The following is a 14,375-nucleotide window of genomic DNA, read 5'->3' as shown; positions in this document are numbered from 1 at the left end:
CGCCGCGCCCCCTGAATGCTGGACAAACCGCAGGTACAGTGTCACAGGCCCGCGCCGTGCCAGACAGTTTGATCCTTGAAGTCGCCAACATCGAAACCGACGTCCTGACCGGCGTCTATTCGGAAGAGACCGGCAAACCGCAACCGTTGCGGATATCGATCAGCGTCGGGCTGAAACCCGATGCGCACTATGCGCCGGACAGCCCGCTGTCGGGCAGCAAGAATTATATGGACCTGAAATTCGCAGCCACCACCGGGCTGCCACGGGGGGTTCATTTCACGCTGATCGAATCGATTGGCGATCATGTGGCCGAAACGCTGTTCCTGCAGGACGCACGCGTGGAATGGGTCACGGTCAAGATCATCAAGCTGGCGATCAGCGAAGCGGGTGAAGACATCGGCATGACGCTGACCCGGCACCGCCCGGGATGACGCGGCCGCTGGCACTGGTGACCGGCGGCTGGCGGCGCATCGGGGCGGCAATTGCGCAGGCCCTGGCTGGCGCCGGATACGATCTGGCACTGCATGCCCATCGCGTGACAACATTTGATCCCGCGCTGGTGGCCGATCTGGCCGCACGCGGCGCAACTGTCCATTCGCTGGCGATGGATCTGGGCGATCTGGCGGCGGTTGAACACCTGATTGCCGATGCCGCTGCTGCCGGCGGCCGGGTGCCCGCGCTGCTGGTCAATTGCGCATCGGTGTTTCAGGATGATGGCGCGCTGACGCTGGATGCGGCGAGTCTCGACCTGCATTTTCGGGTCAACTGTTTCGCCCCGCTGATTCTGACCCGCGCGCTGGCGGTGGCTCTGGCGGCCGAACAGCGCACCGGTGCGGTGGTGCACATCCTGGACCAGCGCGTGAAAAACCCGGTGCCTGACCAGATCAGCTATACCCTGTCAAAACAGGCGCTGCACGCATCGGTGCGGACGATGGCGCGCGCGCTTGCGCCGACCTTGCGCGTGAATGCCGTGGCGCCGGGGCTGACGCTGCCGACCGACGATTATGACCCGGCGCAATGGGACCGGCTGACCGCGCTGATGCCGCTGGAACGGCTGTCGGCGCCCGATGATATTGCCGATGCGGTGTTGCACCTGGCGACCGCGCGTGCCACCACGGGCGAAACGCTGTTTGTCGATGGCGGCGCGCATCTCGAATCGTTCCCGCGTGATTTTGTGCATATGGCCCGATGATCGATCCTGTTCCGCTTCATGCTGGCCCGCCCGGATCGGGTGTGGTGCCGCTGATCGACCGGTTTGCCCGGTCGATCACTTATCTGCGCCTGTCGGTCACCGACCGCTGCGATCTGCGCTGCAGTTATTGCATGCCCGAACGCATGCAGTTCCTGCCCCGCGCGGAAGTGCTGGCGCTGGAAGAGCTCTACACCGCCGCTCGCGCGTTCATGGCGCGCGGGGTGCGCAAGATCCGCCTGACCGGGGGTGAACCGCTGGTCCGGCGCGACATGGTCGATCTGGTCACCGCGCTGGGCCGGCATATCGGCACCGATCTTGACGAATTGACGATGACCACCAACGGCACGCGACTGGCCGAATTTGCCGAACCGCTGGCGCAGGCCGGTGTGCGGCGGATCAACGTTTCGCTCGACACGCTGGATCGCGCACGGTTTGCGCAATTGGCGCGGCGCGACATGCTCGATGCGGTGCTGGCCGGCATTGCCGCCGCGCGCGATGCGGGCATTGCGGTCAAGATCAACACTGTCGCGCTCAAAGGCATCAACGAACACGAAATCGCCGATCTGGTGGCCTGGGCGCACGGCCAGGGCCATGCGATGACGCTGATCGAGGTGATGCCGCTGGGTGAGGTAGAGGGCGACCGGTTCGATCATTACCTGCCGCTGGATGGTGTGCGCCGCGATTTGGAACAACGCTGGACGCTGGTGCCCAATGCCCAACGCAGCGGCGGCCCGGCGCGCTATGTCGATATTGCCGAAACCGGCGGGCGGCTGGGCTTTATCACGCCGCTGACAGGCAATTTCTGTGAAGGTTGCAACCGCGTGCGGATGACCGCGACCGGGCAATTGTACATGTGCCTGGGCGGTGAGGGCCAGGTTGATCTGCGCGCCGCGCTGCGCGGCCCCGATCCCGAAACCGCGCTCAACGCCGCGTTTGCCCGCGCGATGGGGGAAAAGCCCGAACGCCACGCCTTTGCCATCACCGGCCCGGGCGGCGCGCCCACGCTGGCGCGGCACATGTCGGTCACCGGTGGCTGATACGATGGACGGCCACGCACGCCTGGTGTTTCTGGGTCGGCTGGAAGATGTGGCAGGCATGGCCGAACTGGCGGTCATGCCGGGGCCGCTGGAGCATATTCTGGCCACGCTGCCGCCCGAACTCGCCATCGCTCTTCTCGATGACCGGGTGCGGCTGGCGCTGCGCGGGGAACTGCTGACGCACGGTGGCGGGATCGTGCTGCGGCCGGGCGATGAACTGGCGTTTTTGCCGCCGGTCAGCGGGGGCTGACTGTGTCCGACAGCGCCGGTCCGGTCGATGTTCGCCTGCTTGATGCGCCGTTCGATGCGGGCGCGGAATTGGCGGGGTTTACCGCCCGCATGGCGGGCGCCGGCGGGATCGTCAGCTTTCTGGGGCAGGTGCGCGAAGACAGTGGCGTGCTGGCGCTGGAAATCCGCCACTATCCGCCGATGACCTTGCCCGGGTTTCGCAATCTGGCGCAAATCGCGGCGCGGCGCTGGGCGCTTGACGGGGTGCTGCTGCTCCACCGCGTCGGCGAAATGGGCGCCGGCGACCCGATCGTGCTGGTCGCCGCCGCCGCACGCCACCGCCGCGACGCGTTTGCCGCCACCGATTTCATGATGGACCACCTGAAGGGCGATTCGTGGCTGTGGAAACGCGAACGCACCGCCGCCGGCTGGCGCTGGATCGAACCCCGCGATGAGGACCACAGCGACCGCGCGCGCTGGGCAAAGTACCTATAAATATTACTGGACCCGCTCGTGCTGAGCCTGTCGAAGCACGCGCGCGGCGCTTGAATTTACACCCTTTTCTTCCGCGATTGGGCAAATGTTGGCGCGTGTGCTTCGACAGGCTCAGCTTGAGCGGGTCCAAGGACAAGGAGCAACAATTCATCCAATTTTCATGCCGATCTTTGGTGTCTTAGTCGCTCATCGTCCCGTGTAACGCGGCGATACGCTCATCCTCTGCGCGGATCAGCGCTGCGACCGCATGGTCTGCTTCTGCCACCGCGCCATAGGTCGCCGACCCCGCCGCATCGTTGGCCTGCGCAGCGGTGACTGCGGTGGCCACCATCAGCGCATCCAGATCGGCCAGCGGCAGCGCGGACTGGCTGCGCGCCGAATCGAGCGTGGCCAGCGCCACGGTTGCCACGGCCCAGGCTTCGCTGCCCACTTCGCTGCCGTGCGCCGCAGCGGCCAGCCGGGTGGCATCGGCCACCGCTTGCAAAAATATTTCGTGCGCGCGGGTGGCATCGCTGCGCAGGGCGTTGATCTGCCGAATGGTGGCCGCGTCGGGTGTTGCCGGTGATTGTAGCGGCGGTGGCGGGGACATGCCGCTTTGCGCAAAGGCGCGTTCCGCCGGGCGCTCTGCCAGCGACGGGAACGTGGCGGCACCGCCGTTGCAGCCCGCCAGCGCCAGTGTCATGGCCAGCGTGAGCATAGCCCGGGGCCGGGGCGGTGGGGCCGTTGCTGGCCGCAGGGTGGCAGGAAAAAGTGTCGGTTGCATCGCGGTGTCATAGCATGCCAGACGCTGACTGCCAGTGGCGCGGCGCTGCAATGGCCGGTTTGGCGGCATACCAATGTGCCGGCGCCATTTTACGCAGCGGGCGCGATGTTGACAGCGCGGCCGCATTCGCTTAACGGCACGCCTCTTTTCAGGAACACCGCAATGTCGCGGCGTTTCGCCCAATTCGCGTTTCATGTGATTCGCCGCAACCTTTTCGGTTCGGAAAATCATGGCGCCGACTGGGTCAGGCATTTGAAACGGATAGCAGGAACCATGTTCGCAATCGTGCGCACGGGCGGCAAACAGTATCGGGTCGCCGCCGGAGACAAGATCGCAGTCGAAAAGCTGGCGGGTGAAGCCGGTGAAACGATCACCTTGGGTGACGTGCTGCTGGCCGGTGTTGACGGCGCGCTCGCCGATCCCGCCACGGTCACGGTTTCGGCCGAAATCATCGCGCAGGCGCGGTCGGAAAAGGTGATCGTGTTCAAAAAGCGCCGTCGCCACAACTATCGCCGCAAGAACGGGCACCGCCAGTCGCTCACGCTGCTGCGCATTGTGTCCGTCGCCTGATCCGGCCCGATTGAGGAGTAACCCACCATGGCACATAAAAAAGCAGGCGGTTCTTCGCGCAACGGTCGCGATTCGCAGTCGAAGCGCCTCGGCGTGAAAAAGTTCGGCGGTCAGGACGTGATCGGCGGTAACATTATCATTCGCCAGCGCGGCACGCGCGTCTATCCGGGCGCCAATGTCGGTCTGGGCCGCGATCACACGCTGTTCGCCACTGCCGATGGCCGCGTGCGGTTCCATTCGGGCAAGCAGGGCCGCAAATACGTATCGGTTGATGCGCAGGCAGCAGCCGCCGAATAAGCGGATGGTCACACATGGGCCATCCTGACGGGATGGCCCCGCCGGTCTTTGCGCAATGCGCGGGCCGGTTTTACAGGGGAGCAGGCCCGGCCTGGCTCCCCTTTTTCGTGCCTGTGCCATGCCTGCCTCCGATACATCCGGTTTGTCGTGCGATTTGCCGCAAAGTGGATGCATTTCATGGATTTAGACATAGCCTTGTCATCACCGCAGGCTAGCCGCGCAGGCGTCGGAGGGTTATTCCGGCAGCGCGGACCGGCGCGGTGGTATCAACGGGGCGGCGACAGGAGAACCACGATGTTCATGCGCAGCGAACGGCTGTTCTTGCGGCCCGCCTGGCCAGAGGACCGGGCCGACCTTCACGACCTGATCGGCAGCCACGCGCTGGCGTTTGTTACCAGCGCCTGGACCGCGCGCTACCCCCGCATGCTGATCACCCTGCCCGATGCGACCAGCGCCGCCGGTGGCGCACGCATCATCGGCGCAGTCGGGTTCGGGCCATGTGATGGCGATGCCGAACTGGGCGTGCTGATCACCCGCGAATGGACCAATCAAGGTTTCGCGACCGAAGCGGCGCGCGGCGCGCTGACGATTGCCCGCACATTGGGCCATTGCCGCGTGGTCGCCCACCAGTTTGGCGAAAACCCCGCGGCATCGCGGATGCTGGCCAAACTGGGGTTTGCGCCCACCGGTCACGTGCGCAACCGCCACAGCGCGCTGCGCGGGGTGGCCGAACCGGCAAGGATTCACACGCTGGATCTGTGCCAGCCGGCCTGCCCGCCGCTTGATCCGGCGATGGTCCGCCGCGCCGCCTGATTGTGAGGTCATGATTGTGACAGGGGTGTTTCGGCGCTTCCTTGCCATTCCGGCGCGCGGGCACTAGGTCGGTTTCTGCCCGCCGTCCTGGCACAGGGGCAGCCGATGGGAGCCAATGGCCACACGCAAACGCCTCAGTCCCGAAGAAAGCCGCGATGCCGCGCTGGAAGCGGCACGCCTGCTGCTGATCGATGCCGGGCCGCAAGCGGTCACGCTAAAGGCCGTGGCGGCGATGATCGGGCGCACCCACGCCAACCTGCTGCACCATTTCGGGTCCGCTGCCGATCTGCAGGCCGATCTGGCGCGCTATCTGACCGCGACAATCTGCGCCAAGATTCGCGACGCAGTGCTGGCCAGCCGTTGCGGCGTCGGCACCCCGCGCGATGTGGTCGATTTGACGTTCGACGCGTTTGACCGCGAAGGTGCGGGCGCGCTGGCATCATGGATGTTGTTGACCGGCAACCGCAATGCGCTCGACCCGATTGTCGAAACCATCCATGATCTGGTGAACGAGCTCGATGAATTCGGCGGCGAAACCCGCCGCGACAGCACGCTGGCGCTGACGCTGATGGCGCTGGGCGATGCGATGCTCGGCGGCCCGCTCAGCCGCGCGCTGGAACTGCCACGCACCGCCGCGCGCGACCGCGCGGAACGCATGCTGCGCGAAGCAATGGAAAGCGCGGGTTAGGCAGCACTGGACAAATTCCAGACTGACGTTGACGGCAGCTTATGGCGTTGCGGAAATCAAAACTGCGTGTCAGCATATGCCCCAGTGGCAGCCATACAATCGTCATTCCTGCGAACGCAGGAATCCAGGTACGACGGCTCCGCGACAAAATCGTCTTGTACAATCAACAGGTTTTGCCATCCACTCTGGATTCCTGCGTTCGCAGGAATGACGAGGAGTGCGTTGCCGAGAGGCCGCTTTCCTCCCCATTTCCAGCCGTTCGGTGCACACGCAAAATATTCGCAATACGGACATTCCGTCCGCGCAATTTGTCAACGCGGCCTGGAACCCGGCGATCGTCAGGTGTCGTCGTCGGTGCCCAGTGCCATCCATTGCGGCGGATCGACAATATTCTCCACCCGTAGATGATCGACCGCCAGCCCCAGGTCGGGATAGGCGGCGCGCTGGCGTTCTGGGCGTGACCGGTCGATGGGCACGACCACCAGCCGGCGGTTGACCTTTTGCCGCCAGTTCATCCGTGCGGTGTTTTCCTGGCCGACATAGCAGCCCTTGGTAAAGCTGACGCCGCCCAGATCGGCGGCGTTGGTTTCCAGCCATAGCGTTGCGTCGCTGCCCAGCTCGGCCACTCCCTCGGTCACGCCCTGGGCCAGGCGATGCGCGCGCCACAGGTCGTCAGCGCCGGGCTCATCGCCGTTCGCCGGGGCGATCCAGCGGTGGCCCAAGGCGGGCAGGCGCGGATCGTGCACTGCACCCTGCGGCACGCCCTCCGCGCTGGCCTGCCAGAACACCCCCAGCGCGTCATCGCGGGCGATGGTGATGCGCCGGCGCAGGCGGTACAGCGACAGCCGGCGTACCAGCGCGTCCGCCGCCGCCGCCTCACAATCGATCAGCAGCGAATCGCCGTCACGCCAGACCAGAAAATCGAACAACGCCTTGCCCTGCGGGGTCAGCAGCCCGGCCCACACCGGCAGGTCGGCGGTCACGTCATTGGTGATCAGGCCTTGCAGAAACGCGGCCACATCTTCGTCAGGCGCGGTGGGCGACAGGCGCAGAACGGCGCGGGACAGCAGGCGGGTAGAGGGCGGGGTGTCGGTCATGGGTGACAGATAGGGTGCCCCGCGCTTATGGGAAAGGCATGATCACGACTCTCACCATACGCCGCCCCGATGACTGGCATGTCCATTTGCGCGATGGCGCGCTGCTGCACGGGATTGCGCCGCATACCGCGCGCCAGTTCGCGCGCGCGATCGTGATGCCCAATCTCAGCCCGCCGATGACCGACATGGCGGGCGTTGCCGCCTATCGCGCGCGGATTATCGCTGCGGTGGGCGACGCACGGTTCACCCCGCTGATGACGCTGTACCTGACCGATGGCACCGACCCCGATGAAGTGGCGCGCGGGTTTGCCGCCGGGGTGTTTGTCGCGGCCAAGCTGTACCCCGCGCACGCCACCACCGGATCAGCGCACGGGGTGACCGATGTGGCGCGGATCATGCCGGTGCTGGAACGCATGGCGGCGATCGGCATGCCGCTGCTGATCCACGGCGAGGTAACCGATGCCCATGTCGATATCTTTGACCGGGAAGCGGTGTTCATCGATCGCACGCTGGTGCCGCTGGTGGCCGCGCTGCCCGAACTGCGCGTGGTGTTTGAACATATCACCACCACAGAGGCGGCCCAATTCGTGACCGGCGCCGGCGCCAACGTGGCGGCAACGATCACCCCGCAGCACTTGCATATCAACCGCAACGCCATGCTGGTTGGTGGCATTCGCCCGCACGCCTATTGCCTGCCGGTGGCGAAGCGTGAACATCACCGTGTAGCCTTGCGCAAACTGGCGACGGGCGGGTGCGAACGGGTGTTTCTGGGCACCGACACCGCGCCGCATGCCCGCGATCTGAAAGAGGCGGCCTGCGGCTGTGCCGGAATCTTCAACGCGCCGTTCGCGCTGGAAAGCTATGTCAGCGTGTTTGAAGAGGAAGCCGCGCTTGACCGGTTTGAAGCGTTTGCGTCGTTGAACGGCCCGGCTTTCTATCGCCTGCCGGTGAACCAGGACACGGTGACGCTGGTGCGCGAACCGGTCACCGTGCCCGCTGTGATCGATTGCAACGGCACCCCGGTGGTGCCGTTCCACGCCGGTGAAACGCTCAACTGGCGGCTGGTCGATTAAGGAAGCGCGTGTACTGCCAGCTGTCCCACGCAAACAGCGCGACCGCGATCCAGATCAGCACGAAACACGCCAGGCGCAGCGGATCGAGCCGTTCGCCCAGCGCAAACACACCCATCAGGAAAACCAGCGTCGGTGCGGTAAATTGCAGAAACCCCAGCGTTGACAGCGTCAGGCGCCGCGCCGCCACTGCAAACAGCATCAGCGGGATCGCAGTCGCCACCCCCGATATGATCAGCAGCAGTGGCACCCATCCGCCATGCGCCATGGCGGACCCGGCGGGCATGCGCGCGGTGATCACCGCCCAGCCGACCGCAAACGGGTACAGCGCCAGCGTTTCGACGGTCATCCCGGTGATCGCGCTGACCGGTATCATCTTGCGCGACAGGCCATACATGCCAAAGGTCCCGGCCAGCGCCAGCGCGGTGCCCAGCATGGTGATCGCGCCCGCCAGCAGCAGCGCGATTCCCACCGCAGCGATGGCCACCGCACCCCATTGCCGCCAGCGCAGCCGTTCACCCAGAAACAGCGTGCCGATCACCACATTCAACAGCGGATTGATGTAATAGCCCAGGCTGGTGGCCAGCACATGGCCATTGACCACCGCGGTCACATAAATGATCCAGTTGGCGCCGATCAGCGAAGCGCTGCCCGCCAGTTGCAGCAACACCCGCCGCTGCCGCAGCGTGGCGCGCAAATCGGCCTGGCCCTGCGCCACCACCACACAGATCAGGCAGATCGGCAGGGTAAACACCACCCGCCACGCGATCAGTTCCGGTGGCGGCACGCTGCGCAAGGCATGGAACAGCAGCGGCAGAAACCCCCACAGCACATAAGCGCCCAGCCCGGCAAAGAGCCCGGGATTGCGCGCGGCACGATTTGCCGGTGGGGTCACGGTCTGGGTCATCCGCAGCCTGTGGCAGGCGACCCCATGGCCGATCAAGCGGCAATGGCGGGGTGGGTCGCCAATTTACCGCCCATTCGGCATTTCTGACAGCAGCATTCGGCGCCTGTTCATATTGGATGCCATAAACATGAACAATCGAGCGACCCCAGGTGGGGCCGCCCGATTGGAACAGGAATACGTGTGATGACATTCATGGCGAAAGCACAGGCAGCCTCGTCCTTTATCAAACTGGCCACGTTGGGCATGGTTGCGCTGGCCGGGGTTGCGGCGGCCGGACCGGCATCGGCGCAGGCCTATGGCGACCAGCGCCCGAACGGTCAGGTCGAACGCACCGATCAGCGCCGCGATACCCCGGTTGAAATGCACCGCCAGGACATGCAGCGCGGCGACATGCAGCGTGGGGACATGCGGCGTGGCGACATGCATCGTGGCGACATGCGCGACAACCGCCATGACGACCGCCGGGAATACCGCGAAGCCCGTCGCGATCATGGTTACGGCCACCGCGAATGGCGCCATCACCGGATGATCCACCGCCATTGGCACCGTGCGCGCTGGTAAAACAACGAATGCCCCTCCTCCGAAGGGGGGAGGGGTAAAGCCATCAGCGCAACTCGGTATGACACCATGCCGGCACCGCTTGCTCACCCGGTGTTAACCAGCGCCGGGTGAAAAGGGGGCGATGATGACGATCCGTCCTTTCAGCGTACTGGCGCTCGTGTCGATAGTGGCGGCCCTGGCCGGGTGCAGTGACAGCACTCCGCCGGGGTCGCCCGCGGCGCATGACCCGGTCATGGCCGCCGCATTGCAGGCACCGCTGCTGGTTGATCCCGACCTGTCACAGCAAAACGGGCGCAATCTGGCTATTGTACCGCCGGGCCCCGTGATCGCGCCACAGCCCCTGGCCAGTTCATCCCCCGAATAATCTGACTGAACTACCCGTCGCGCAGCCCGACGCCAATGCCGGCGCGTGGCTGGTCCAGTTCCGCCGACGCGACCGGATAGGCGCAGCTGTCGGCCGCGTAATAGGCGGCCGGGCGGTGGTTGCCCGACAGACCGACCCCGCCCATTGGTGCCGCCCCCGAATGCGCGTGGGTTGGCCGGTTCCAGTTGATCACCCCGGCCTGCACTTGCGCCCAGAACCGGTTGTAATCCTGCGGCGCGCCGCCGATCAGCGCGGCGCACAGCCCGAATCGCGTGGCATTGGCCTCTGCAATCGCGGCTTCGAATTCATCGACCACCACCACCTGCAACAGCGGCCCGAACAGTTCGACATCGGGGCGTTCGGTCATCCGCGTGACATCGATGATCGCGGGGGACAGGAACGGATGGGCATCGTCCAGCCGCACCAGATGCTTGATCGCGCGCCCGCCGTTGGACAACAGATAGACAAAACTTTCGGTCAGGCCGTCGGCGGTCGGGTTGTCGATCACCGGGCCCATGAACGGCGCGGGATCATCGAACGGCGCGCCCACGATCATCCGGTCGGCCAGCCGGCGCACCTCTTCGATAATATCATCGGCCAGCGATGCCTTGACGATCAGCCGCCGCGCCGCGGTGCAGCGCTGCCCGGCGCTGGCGAACGCGGATTGTGCCACCAGCACCGCGGCTTCGGCAATTTTGGGCGTGTCCCACACCACGATCGGGTTGTTGCCGCCCAGTTCCAGCGCGACCAGCTTGCCCGGATTGCCTGACAAACGCCGGTTGAGCGCGATGCCGACATGCGCCGACCCGGTAAACAGCACCGCGTTGACGCTGTCATGCGCGGCCAGGTCCTGCCCCTGGTCGGGGCCACCCACCAGCATCTGCACCGCTGCTGCGGGAATGCCGGCGCGGTGCATGCATTGCACCAGCAGTTCGCCGGTGGCCGGGGTGCGTTCGGAGGGTTTGAACACCACCACGTTGCCCGCGATCAGCGCAGGGATAATCTGCGCGGTCGCCACCGATGCCGGCGCGCTGGCCGGGGTGATCACCGCGATCACGCCATGCGGTTTGTGCCGCAGCGCCGCGGTGCCCTGCAACGCGCTGTCCAGCCGGCGTTGCGCGGTGCGTTCGGCATAGGCGCGCACCGCAATTTCCACGCGGCCCACCACATCTTCAACTTCGCCCCGCGCCTCCCACAGCGGGCGGCCGGTTTCGCGCGCGATCAGCGTGGCCAGCCGGTCGTGTTCCTTGCGCACTTCGTTGGCAAAGCGGCGGGCCATTTCGATGCGGATGGTGTGCGGCTGTGCGGCCCAGCCCGGCCACGCCCGGCGCGCGCGCGCGACCAGCGCGCCAACATCGCCGATCGGCCCGCGCCACAGTTCCACACCGGTTGCCGGTTCGTGGGAAATAATCTCGTGGGATGCTGCCACGCTTGCCTGATCCACCCTCTTGGTTACGTATCTGCCAGAACCACGAATGCTTTGCTATCCCACGCCGGCAGGCGGCAACGCCGGGCCATGCGCCTGCCCCATCCGGCGGATCGCGGCCAGCCTGGCATGGAAAGGTTGCCAATCATCGTGTTCGGCAATCTGCGCCCAGATCGTTTCAACATCGTCAATCAGCATCGTTTGCGGGGCCGGTTCGGACCAATACGCATGATCACCGGCCACAGGGTGGTACGCGGCCAGCGCCTCCGCCAGTGGGCCGGTCGCGTTGCGCCCGCCGCGATGGGTGAAGAAGAACGCGTCGGGGCCAATGCCGGTCTGAACCATCGTCGCCTCACACACCGCGATCAGCGCGCTGTCGGCCTCGGTCCCGCGTGGTTCCACGCCCAGCCGCCAGCACCACCGGCGCGCCATTGCCGCCTGGTACAGTTCACCAAACCGCCCCAGCGCGGCGATCAGCGGTGGCGCCTGTTCCACCAGCCGCAGGGCCACCGCCAGTTGCCCGCAATTCCAGTGCAGGGCCTGCGGCTGGCGACCAAAGGCATAGAGCCGCTGGTGATCGAAATAGGCAGCGGTGAATTGCGCATCCCACTGCGGCAACCAGCGCCACGGGCCATAGTCAAAACTTTCACCGGACACGTTCATGTTGTCGGTGTTGAGCACGCCGTGGACGAACCCTGCCACCATCCATTGCGCGGCCAGATCGGCCAGCCGTTCGACCACCTGGTTCAGCAGGCGGGTGGCCGGGCTGGCGCCATCGGGCCCGGCCGAACCCGGAAACTGCGTCAGGCAATAATCGATCAGCGCGTGCATCTCGTCCGCCGCCTCCAGCGCCAGCAGACGCTGAAACGTGCCGATGCGGATATGCCCGTGGCTAAGCCGCACCATGACCGCGCTGCGCGTGGGCGATGGTTCATCGCCGCGCCACAGCGCCTCACCGGTTTCGATCACGCTGAACGTGCGGCTGGTGTTCACGCCCAGCGCTTGCAGCATTTCGGTGGCCAGCGCCTCACGCATCGCGCCCTTCAGCGTCAACCGGCCATCGCCCTGGCGGCTCCACGGGGTCTGGCCCGATCCCTTTGTGCCCAGATCGAGCAGGCGGCCCTGCGCATCGCGCAATTGCGCAAACAAAAACCCGCGCCCGTCGCCCAGATCGGGGTTGTACACCTGAAACTGATGGCCGTGATAACGCAGCGCCAGCGGTTGCGGCAGATTGCCCGGCAGCGGCGCAAAGCGCCCGAAATGCGCCACCCATTGCGCATCATCCAGCCCGTCCAGCCCCACTTGCGCGGCGGCAGCATCGTTGCGCAGGCGCAAGGTGGTCTGGGGAAAGTCCGCCGCCTGCACCGGATCGCCCAGCCAGCCGGCCAGATCCAGGATGCGCGGGGAGGGGCGATAAGCGGCGGCAGCGGTCAGCGCCGGGGGGGCGACGGGTTCGGTCATGCGGTTACGCTTGTGGGGACAACGCCGCCTTTGCGCAAGCTTTTGCCCAAAAACGTGGGGGGCGGGCCGTCGTGCCGCACCGTCACGGCTTGCGAATCGGGCCAATTGGCCGCACCGCGGCGCTTGTGATGCCCATGATCGATCTCCCCCCGCCATGACCGGCACCCGCGGTGCGCGGCCGCCGCATATTCTGCATCTGCATTCGACCTTTGCGGCCGGTGGCAAGGAACGCCGCGCGGTCGCGCTGATCAACCGGTTTGGCCAGGGCGCCAGCCATTCGATCGTTTCGGCGATGCCCGATGCGATGGGCGCACGCGCGCTGGTCGATGCCGGGCTGGCGGTGCATTACCCGTTCGGGTTTCCGCCGCTGGCGGGCAAGGTCGGCGTGCGGCGGTTGCAAGTGCTGGCACGGGCGATGCGCGGGTTTGACCTGATCCTCACCTACAATTGGGGGGCGATGGATGCGGTCCTGGCGCATGCGCTGTTTGCACCGTCGGCGCGGCTGGCCCCGCTGATCCACCACGAAGACGGGTTCAACGCGGATGAGGCTGACGGCCTGAAATGGCAGCGCAACTGGTACCGGCGGCTGGCGCTGGCCCGCGCGCATGCGCTGGTGGTGCCATCGCACCAGCTGGAGGCGATCGCGCTGGACGCCTGGGCGCAGCCACGCGCGCGGGTACGGCTGATCGCCAATGGCATTCCGACAGCGCGTTACGCCCCCGATCCCGCGCATCCGCCGCGCCCCGACGCGTTGCCGCGCATCATCAAGCGTCCGGGCGAACGCTGGCTGGGCACGCTGGCGGGGCTTCGGCCCGTGAAAAATCTGCCGCGGCTGGTGCGGGCGTTTTGCGCAATGCCGCCCGAATGGCATCTGGTGATCGTTGGCGAAGGGCCGGAACGCGATGCGATTGTCGATGCCGCGGTCACCGCCGGGATTGCCGACCGCGTGCATCTGCCGGGCCATGTCGCTGATCCGGCCAGTGCGATCGGGCTGTTTGATCTGTTCGCGCTGTCATCCGACAGTGAACAGGCGCCGCTGTCGGTGATCGAGGCGATGGCCGCCGGGCTGGCGGTGGTGGCGCCGGCGGTGGGTGATGTGGCGATGATGGTCGCGCCGGAAAATACCCCGTTCATCACGGCGCCCGGCGATGATGCGGCGCTGGGCGCGGCGCTGGCCGACCTGGCCGGCGATGCCGATTTGCGTGCGCGCATCGGCGCCGCCAACCGTACGCGCGCGGTCGCCGAATATGACGAAGCGGCGATGGCGGCGCGCTATGCCGCGCTCTATGGCGGTGCGCTGGGGCTGGAGCAGTTCCCGTGAAGGCCTGAGTCGAAACGCGCGATAGGGCGCGTTTCGAAGTCGGCACCGGCCCGCTCCCCCACCCGACCACCCATATGGTACTATC

18 protein-coding genes are annotated in these 14,375 nt (G+C 66.1%); 13 read left to right on the top strand and 5 right to left on the bottom strand.

Features of this window, described 5'->3' with window-relative positions; translation table 11 throughout:
* Nucleotides 1-56: 56 nt before the first annotated feature.
* The 5 genes from ABWP89_RS12980 to ABWP89_RS12960 are packed head-to-tail and all read left to right on the top strand — an operon-like array spanning nucleotide 57 to nucleotide 2,952.
* Nucleotides 57-431, top strand: a complete 375-nt coding sequence (locus tag ABWP89_RS12980) for a dihydroneopterin aldolase (RefSeq protein ID WP_353229824.1) — start codon at nucleotides 57-59, stop codon at nucleotides 429-431.
* A complete protein-coding gene (locus ABWP89_RS12975) occupies nucleotides 428-1,192 on the top strand; it encodes an SDR family oxidoreductase (RefSeq protein ID WP_353229764.1) in 765 nt (254 codons plus the stop codon). The genes ABWP89_RS12980 and ABWP89_RS12975 overlap by 4 nt, the downstream gene beginning before the upstream one ends.
* Nucleotides 1,189-2,229, top strand: a complete 1,041-nt coding sequence (gene moaA / locus ABWP89_RS12970) for a GTP 3',8-cyclase MoaA (RefSeq protein WP_353229762.1) — start codon at nucleotides 1,189-1,191, stop codon at nucleotides 2,227-2,229. Before ABWP89_RS12975 ends, moaA begins: the two co-directional genes overlap by 4 nt.
* A gap of 4 nt (nucleotides 2,230-2,233) precedes the next feature.
* The gene (locus tag ABWP89_RS12965) at nucleotides 2,234-2,479 is read left to right on the top strand and encodes a MoaD/ThiS family protein (protein ID WP_353229760.1); all 246 of its coding nucleotides are present in this window, start codon (nucleotides 2,234-2,236) and stop codon (nucleotides 2,477-2,479) included.
* Nucleotides 2,480-2,481: 2 nt separating this feature from the next.
* On the top strand, nucleotides 2,482-2,952 hold the full coding sequence (locus tag ABWP89_RS12960; protein WP_353229759.1) for a molybdenum cofactor biosynthesis protein MoaE: 471 nt from the start codon (nucleotides 2,482-2,484) through the stop codon (nucleotides 2,950-2,952).
* A 178-nt stretch (nucleotides 2,953-3,130) separates the two neighbouring features.
* Here the strand turns inward: ABWP89_RS12960 and ABWP89_RS12955 are convergent, their stop codons facing one another.
* Nucleotides 3,131-3,649 carry a hypothetical protein gene (locus tag ABWP89_RS12955; protein WP_353229758.1) on the bottom strand — a complete coding sequence of 173 codons (519 nt, stop codon included), beginning with the start codon at nucleotides 3,647-3,649 and terminating at the stop codon, nucleotides 3,131-3,133.
* Between the two features lie 339 nt (nucleotides 3,650-3,988).
* Here ABWP89_RS12955 and rplU point away from each other — a divergent pair, with 339 nt between their 5' ends.
* The 4 genes from rplU to ABWP89_RS12935 all read left to right on the top strand — a co-directional run bounded on the left by rplU (nucleotide 3,989) and on the right by ABWP89_RS12935 (nucleotide 6,083).
* Complete coding sequence (gene rplU / locus ABWP89_RS12950; RefSeq protein ID WP_353229756.1) at nucleotides 3,989-4,285, top strand: 50S ribosomal protein L21; 297 nt, start codon at nucleotides 3,989-3,991, stop codon at nucleotides 4,283-4,285.
* A gap of 27 nt (nucleotides 4,286-4,312) precedes the next feature.
* Nucleotides 4,313-4,582 carry a 50S ribosomal protein L27 gene (rpmA, locus tag ABWP89_RS12945; protein ID WP_353229755.1) on the top strand — a complete coding sequence of 90 codons (270 nt, stop codon included), beginning with the start codon at nucleotides 4,313-4,315 and terminating at the stop codon, nucleotides 4,580-4,582.
* A 294-nt stretch (nucleotides 4,583-4,876) separates the two neighbouring features.
* Nucleotides 4,877-5,395, top strand: coding sequence for a GNAT family N-acetyltransferase (locus ABWP89_RS12940; RefSeq protein WP_353229753.1), 519 nt, complete (start codon nucleotides 4,877-4,879; stop codon nucleotides 5,393-5,395).
* 115 nt (nucleotides 5,396-5,510) lie between these two features.
* Nucleotides 5,511-6,083, top strand: coding sequence for a TetR family transcriptional regulator (locus tag ABWP89_RS12935; protein WP_353229752.1), 573 nt, complete (start codon nucleotides 5,511-5,513; stop codon nucleotides 6,081-6,083).
* A gap of 338 nt (nucleotides 6,084-6,421) precedes the next feature.
* Here ABWP89_RS12935 and ygfZ read toward each other — a convergent pair whose 3' ends face one another.
* Nucleotides 6,422-7,180, bottom strand: a complete 759-nt coding sequence (gene ygfZ / locus ABWP89_RS12930; RefSeq protein WP_353229751.1) for a CAF17-like 4Fe-4S cluster assembly/insertion protein YgfZ — start codon at nucleotides 7,178-7,180, stop codon at nucleotides 6,422-6,424.
* Nucleotides 7,181-7,218: 38 nt separating this feature from the next.
* Here ygfZ and pyrC point away from each other — a divergent pair, with 38 nt between their 5' ends.
* Entirely contained in the window at nucleotides 7,219-8,253 is a 1,035-nt protein-coding gene (pyrC, locus tag ABWP89_RS12925; RefSeq protein ID WP_353229750.1) for a dihydroorotase, read from the top strand.
* Here pyrC and rarD read toward each other — a convergent pair.
* The gene (gene rarD / locus ABWP89_RS12920) at nucleotides 8,231-9,157 is read right to left on the bottom strand and encodes an EamA family transporter RarD (protein ID WP_353229749.1); all 927 of its coding nucleotides are present in this window, start codon (nucleotides 9,155-9,157) and stop codon (nucleotides 8,231-8,233) included. The genes pyrC and rarD overlap by 23 nt on opposite strands.
* A 183-nt stretch (nucleotides 9,158-9,340) precedes the next feature.
* On the opposite strand from rarD, the gene ABWP89_RS12915 reads away from it, so the two are divergent.
* On the top strand, nucleotides 9,341-9,718 hold the full coding sequence (locus tag ABWP89_RS12915) for a hypothetical protein (RefSeq protein ID WP_353229747.1): 378 nt from the start codon (nucleotides 9,341-9,343) through the stop codon (nucleotides 9,716-9,718).
* 124 nt (nucleotides 9,719-9,842) lie between these two features.
* Nucleotides 9,843-10,082, top strand: a complete 240-nt coding sequence (locus tag ABWP89_RS12910) for a hypothetical protein (RefSeq protein WP_353229746.1) — start codon at nucleotides 9,843-9,845, stop codon at nucleotides 10,080-10,082.
* Between the two features lie 10 nt (nucleotides 10,083-10,092).
* Here the strand turns inward: ABWP89_RS12910 and ABWP89_RS12905 are convergent, their stop codons facing one another.
* Nucleotides 10,093-11,511: a succinylglutamate-semialdehyde dehydrogenase gene (locus ABWP89_RS12905; RefSeq protein WP_353229745.1), complete on the bottom strand. Its 1,419-nt coding sequence runs from the start codon at nucleotides 11,509-11,511 to the stop codon at nucleotides 10,093-10,095.
* Nucleotides 11,512-11,565: 54 nt separating this feature from the next.
* Nucleotides 11,566-12,969 carry a protein adenylyltransferase SelO family protein gene (locus ABWP89_RS12900; protein WP_353229744.1) on the bottom strand — a complete coding sequence of 468 codons (1,404 nt, stop codon included), beginning with the start codon at nucleotides 12,967-12,969 and terminating at the stop codon, nucleotides 11,566-11,568.
* A 154-nt stretch (nucleotides 12,970-13,123) separates the two neighbouring features.
* Here ABWP89_RS12900 and ABWP89_RS12895 point away from each other — a divergent pair, with 154 nt between their 5' ends.
* A complete protein-coding gene (locus ABWP89_RS12895; RefSeq protein WP_353229742.1) occupies nucleotides 13,124-14,290 on the top strand; it encodes a glycosyltransferase in 1,167 nt (388 codons plus the stop codon).
* Nucleotides 14,291-14,375 lie beyond the last annotated feature (85 nt).

It is taken from the genome of Novosphingobium sp. (assembly GCF_040398825.1).
Classification (GTDB): domain Bacteria; phylum Pseudomonadota; class Alphaproteobacteria; order Sphingomonadales; family Sphingomonadaceae; genus Novosphingobium.
The sequence above is the reverse complement of the archived record's forward strand: the minus strand, read 5'-3'. Positions and strand labels throughout refer to the sequence as shown.

Excerpts from the sequence above, each read along its gene's own strand:
- rarD (WP_353229749.1), bottom strand. The coding sequence starts at position 9,157 with ATGACCCAGACCGTGACCCCACCGGCAAATCGTGCCGCGCGCAATCCC.
- ABWP89_RS12955 (WP_353229758.1), bottom strand. The coding sequence starts at position 3,649 with ATGCTCACGCTGGCCATGACACTGGCGCTGGCGGGCTGCAACGGCGGT.
- rpmA (WP_353229755.1), top strand. The coding sequence starts at position 4,313 with ATGGCACATAAAAAAGCAGGCGGTTCTTCGCGCAACGGTCGCGATTCG.
- ABWP89_RS12940 (WP_353229753.1), top strand. The coding sequence starts at position 4,877 with ATGTTCATGCGCAGCGAACGGCTGTTCTTGCGGCCCGCCTGGCCAGAG.
- ygfZ (WP_353229751.1), bottom strand. The coding sequence starts at position 7,180 with ATGACCGACACCCCGCCCTCTACCCGCCTGCTGTCCCGCGCCGTTCTG.
- pyrC (WP_353229750.1), top strand. The coding sequence starts at position 7,219 with ATGATCACGACTCTCACCATACGCCGCCCCGATGACTGGCATGTCCAT.
- ABWP89_RS12900 (WP_353229744.1), bottom strand. The coding sequence starts at position 12,969 with ATGACCGAACCCGTCGCCCCCCCGGCGCTGACCGCTGCCGCCGCTTAT.
- ABWP89_RS12915 (WP_353229747.1), top strand. The coding sequence starts at position 9,341 with ATGACATTCATGGCGAAAGCACAGGCAGCCTCGTCCTTTATCAAACTG.
- ABWP89_RS12975 (WP_353229764.1), top strand. The coding sequence starts at position 428 with ATGACGCGGCCGCTGGCACTGGTGACCGGCGGCTGGCGGCGCATCGGG.
- ABWP89_RS12935 (WP_353229752.1), top strand. The coding sequence starts at position 5,511 with ATGGCCACACGCAAACGCCTCAGTCCCGAAGAAAGCCGCGATGCCGCG.
- rplU (WP_353229756.1), top strand. The coding sequence starts at position 3,989 with ATGTTCGCAATCGTGCGCACGGGCGGCAAACAGTATCGGGTCGCCGCC.
- moaA (WP_353229762.1), top strand. The coding sequence starts at position 1,189 with ATGATCGATCCTGTTCCGCTTCATGCTGGCCCGCCCGGATCGGGTGTG.
- ABWP89_RS12895 (WP_353229742.1), top strand. The coding sequence starts at position 13,124 with ATGACCGGCACCCGCGGTGCGCGGCCGCCGCATATTCTGCATCTGCAT.
- ABWP89_RS12965 (WP_353229760.1), top strand. The coding sequence starts at position 2,234 with ATGGACGGCCACGCACGCCTGGTGTTTCTGGGTCGGCTGGAAGATGTG.
- ABWP89_RS12910 (WP_353229746.1), top strand. The coding sequence starts at position 9,843 with ATGACGATCCGTCCTTTCAGCGTACTGGCGCTCGTGTCGATAGTGGCG.